The following is a 3673-nucleotide window of genomic DNA, read 5'->3' as shown; positions in this document are numbered from 1 at the left end:
TCCCGAAGTCGATCGAGGATCTGTACTGATCTTTCCTCCCCCTAATGGGGAGGAAAGATCAGTACAGATCCTCGATCGACTTCGGGACCTGCGGTTCGGCCGGTTTCGGCGCGGCTTCGGGCGGGGGCGTCGTCGCGGCGGGCGGGGCCTCGATGACCGGCGCGGGGGCTTCCTGCTCCGGAGTCTCGACCTCGACAGCCTTGGGCTTTGGCGCCTCGACCGGCGGCGGCTCGTAGGCGAGGGCGGGCGCGGCGTCCTTGACCGGCACGCCCGAAACCTCGGCCAGCGGCTGGGTGGAGGTCGTGGCGCCGCCGCGCTCGATCTTCATCGCGTTGGTCAGGCCGAAGGCGAAGCCGCCGACGCAGCACAGGACCAGCGCCGTCAGCACGACATTCAGCGGCAGGGGACGTTCCAGCGTCGTCATCCGCGCAATCTACTCTCGTCAAACCCGGCTGAACAGGCTCAGGCCTCGTCGTCCCAAGGCGCGGCGCCGTCGTCCGCGGCGGCGGTCGCCTTGGCCTTGGCTTTGGGCGCGGCCTTCTTGGCGGCGGGCTTCTTCGCCGCCGTCTTCTTCGCCGGCTTCTCACCGTCGGCCTTGGCCGCCGCCTTCTTCGGAGCCGCGGCTTTCTTGGCCGGCTTCTTGCCGCCGCCCTTGGCCGCGCGCTCGGCGATCAGGGCCACAGCCTCTTCCAGGGTGATCGCGGCCGGATCCTTGCCCTTGGGGACATTGGCGTTGGTGTCGCCATGCTTGATGTAGGGGCCGAAGCGACCCGACAGCACGCGGATCGGCTTGCCGTCCTCAGGGTGATTGCCAAGCTCGGCCAGGGCCGACGCGGCCGCCCGCTGCGGACGCCCGCCGCCGGCCCGCTTGTCGGCCAGGATGGCGACGGCGCGGTTCAGGCCCACGTCGAACACCTCGTCGGCGTTCTCCAGATTGGCGTAGGTGCCGTCGTGCAGCACGAAGGGCCCAAAGCGCCCCAGGCCCGCCGTGATGACCTTGCCATCGTCCGGGTGCTTGCCGACCTCGCGCGGCAGGGAGAGCAGGCGCAGGGCCTTCTCCAGGTCCATGGCCGAGGCGATCCAGCCCTTGGGCAGGGACGAGCGCTTGGGCTTGTCGCCCTCGGCCGCCAGCTCCTCGACATAGGGGCCAAAGCGGCCGTTCTTCAGCCACACGGCGCGGCCGGTCGCCGGATTGACGCCCAGCTCCTTGTCGGCGCTCTCGGCCTCGCCGTCGCCTTCCGACACGCCCAGTTGGCGGGTGTAGCGGCACTCCGGATAGTTCGAGCAGCCGATGAAGGCGCCGAACTTGCCGGTCTTCAGGGACAATTGCCCCGTGCCGCAGGTCGGACACAGGCGCGGGTTGGAGCCGTCGCCCTTGTCGGGGAAGATGTGCGGGCCCAGGGCCTCGTTCAGGGCGTCCAGGACGTTGGTCGTGCGCAGCTCGGCGATCTCGCCGACGGCCGCGTGGAAGTCCTTCCAGAAGTCGCGAAGGAACTGCTTCCAGTCCAGCTTGCCGTCAGACACCAGGTCCAGCTGCTCCTCGAGCGCGGCCGTGAAGTCGTACTCGACATAGCGCTTGAAGAACTGTTCCAGGAACGCCGTGACCAGGCGGCCCTTGTCCTCGGGGATGAAGCGCTGCTTCTCCATGCGGACATATTCGCGGTCGCGCAGCACGCCCAGCACCGAGGCGTAGGTCGACGGACGGCCGATGCCCAGCTCTTCCATCTTCTTGACGAGGCTGGCTTCCGAATAGCGCGGGGGCGGTTCGGTGAAGTGCTGGTCGGCGCGGCTTTCGATGACCTTGGCCGCCGCGCCCTCGGTGATGGCGGGCAGGCGGGCGCTGTCCTCGTCGCCCTCGTCATCGCGGCCTTCTTCGTAGACCGCGAGATAGCCGGGGAACTGCACGACCTGGCCGGTGGCGCGCAGGCCAGTCTTGCCGTCGGCGCTTTCCAGGTCGACCGTCGTGCGTTCGATGCGGGCGCTTTCCATCTGGGAGGCGATGGTGCGCTTCCAGATCAGCTCGTACAGGCGGCCAAGCTCCGGCTCCAGGCGCAGGGAGCCCGGATTGCGGTTCAGGCTGGTCGGGCGGATGGCCTCGTGGGCCTCCTGGGCGTTCTTGGCCTTGGACTTGTAGAGGCGCGGCGCGTCGGGGACGTAGTCCGCGCCATAGACCTTGCCGATCACGTCGCGGGCTTCGGTGATCGCCTCGGGCGCCATCGAGACGCCGTCGGTCCGCATGTAGGTGATCAGACCCACGGTCTCGCCGCCGATGTCGACGCCTTCGTACAGCTTCTGCGCCGCCTGCATGGTGCGCTGGGCCGAGAAGCCCAGCTTGCGGGCGGCTTCCTGCTGCAGGGTCGAGGTGGTGAAGGGCGGGGCGGGCGAGCGCTTGCCGGGCTTCTTCTCGACGGCGGCGACCTTGAACGCGGCCGCTTCCACGGCGGCCTTGGCGGCCAGGGCCGAGGTCTCGTTGGCCAGGTCGAACTTGGTGAGCTTCTTGCCCTCGTGCTTGACCAGGCGCGCCAGGAACGGGTCCGAGCCGGCCGAGACGTCGGCCTCGACGGTCCAGTATTCCTGGGTCTTGAAGCGCTCGATCTCGATCTCGCGATCGACGACCAGGCGCAGGGCCACCGACTGCACGCGGCCAGCCGAGCGGCTGCCCGGCAGCTTGCGCCATAGCACGGGCGAAAGGGTGAAGCCGACCAGGTAGTCGAGGGCGCGGCGGGCCAGGTAGGCCTCGACCAGCTCCATGTCGAGGTCGCGCGGGGCCTTCATGGCCTCGGTGACGGCGGTCTTGGTGATGGCGTTGAAGGTGACGCGCTGGACCGACTTGTCCTTCAGCGCCTTCTTCTTGTTCAGCACTTCCAGCACGTGCCAGCTGATCGCTTCGCCTTCGCGATCCGGGTCGGTGGCCAGAATCAGGCGGTCGGCCTTCTTCAGGGCGTCGACGATGTCGCTGACGCGCTTGGAGGCCTTGGCGTCGACTTCCCAGCTCATGGCGAAGTCGTTGTCGGGCTCCACCGAGCCGTCCTTCGACGGCAAGTCGCGGATGTGACCGTAGGAAGCGAGAACCGTGTAGTCGGACCCGAGATACTTGTTGATGGTCTTGGCCTTGGCCGGGCTCTCGACGACGACGACGTTCATTCTAACTCTGGGCTGGAAGGCGGATCGCCTGGGAGGCGAGCGCCGGGGAAAGTGGGGCCCGCTTGGGGGTCTGTCAACGCGGGCTCTGCCGAACGGCCCTGCTTTGGGGCGCCGGTAGCCGCTTGTTAAGATGCTTGTGCGAGTTTTATGGCCTAGTTTTGTGACTGCTCGCCGATGGACATGACTGTCAATCGGATCGCCACCGAGGCCTATGTCTCGCCGATCCGCCCGATCAAGCCCGTGACCTCGAACACCGAACGCGCGGAGATCGCCGATCGGCTGAAGGAAGCCGTGCGCGCCGCGCCAGCCGCGGGGACGGGGCTGCTGGTGGATTTGAGCGTCTGATTTGGGCTGGCCGCCCCCGCGGGCGGCGTTTTCACTGACATCCTAGAGAGCGGACAGATCAAAGGTCCGCTATGGGTGGGGAGCGGCCCCAATCCTCCCCCCAGCGGGGGAGGTGTCGGCGAAGCCGATGGAGGGGGAAGAAGCCGGCTCGGCAGGACTTCCCCCTCCGGCCTTCGGCCTCCTC

The 3673-nt window shown here is 67.9% G+C and carries 3 protein-coding genes and 1 pseudogene; 1 reads left to right on the top strand and 3 read right to left on the bottom strand.

Going from position 1 to position 3673, the window contains the following annotated elements; translation table 11 throughout:
* Positions 1-58: 58 nt before the first annotated feature.
* Positions 59-424, bottom strand: coding sequence for a hypothetical protein (locus tag AX690_RS04545; protein WP_066681206.1), 366 nt, complete (start codon positions 422-424; stop codon positions 59-61).
* Positions 425-462: 38 nt separating this feature from the next.
* Positions 463-3144, bottom strand: a complete 2682-nt coding sequence (gene topA / locus AX690_RS04540; RefSeq protein ID WP_066681204.1) for a type I DNA topoisomerase — start codon at positions 3142-3144, stop codon at positions 463-465.
* Between the two features lie 174 nt (positions 3145-3318).
* On the opposite strand from topA, the gene AX690_RS22700 reads away from it, so the two are divergent.
* Positions 3319-3489, top strand: coding sequence for a hypothetical protein (locus AX690_RS22700; RefSeq protein ID WP_156449565.1), 171 nt, complete (start codon positions 3319-3321; stop codon positions 3487-3489).
* 78 nt (positions 3490-3567) lie between these two features.
* On the opposite strand, the pseudogene AX690_RS23570 reads toward AX690_RS22700, so the two are convergent.
* A pseudogene (locus AX690_RS23570) lies at positions 3568-3673 on the bottom strand (hypothetical protein); the annotation flags it as partial.

It is taken from the genome of Caulobacter sp. CCH9-E1, assembly GCF_001556515.1.
Classification (GTDB): domain Bacteria; phylum Pseudomonadota; class Alphaproteobacteria; order Caulobacterales; family Caulobacteraceae; genus Caulobacter.
This window is presented reverse-complemented; position numbering and strand designations above follow the sequence as displayed.

Excerpts from the sequence above, each read along its gene's own strand:
- AX690_RS04545 (WP_066681206.1), bottom strand. The coding sequence starts at position 424 with ATGACGACGCTGGAACGTCCCCTGCCGCTGAATGTCGTGCTGACGGCG.
- topA (WP_066681204.1), bottom strand. The coding sequence starts at position 3,144 with ATGAACGTCGTCGTCGTCGAGAGCCCGGCCAAGGCCAAGACCATCAAC.
- AX690_RS22700 (WP_156449565.1), top strand. The coding sequence starts at position 3,319 with ATGGACATGACTGTCAATCGGATCGCCACCGAGGCCTATGTCTCGCCG.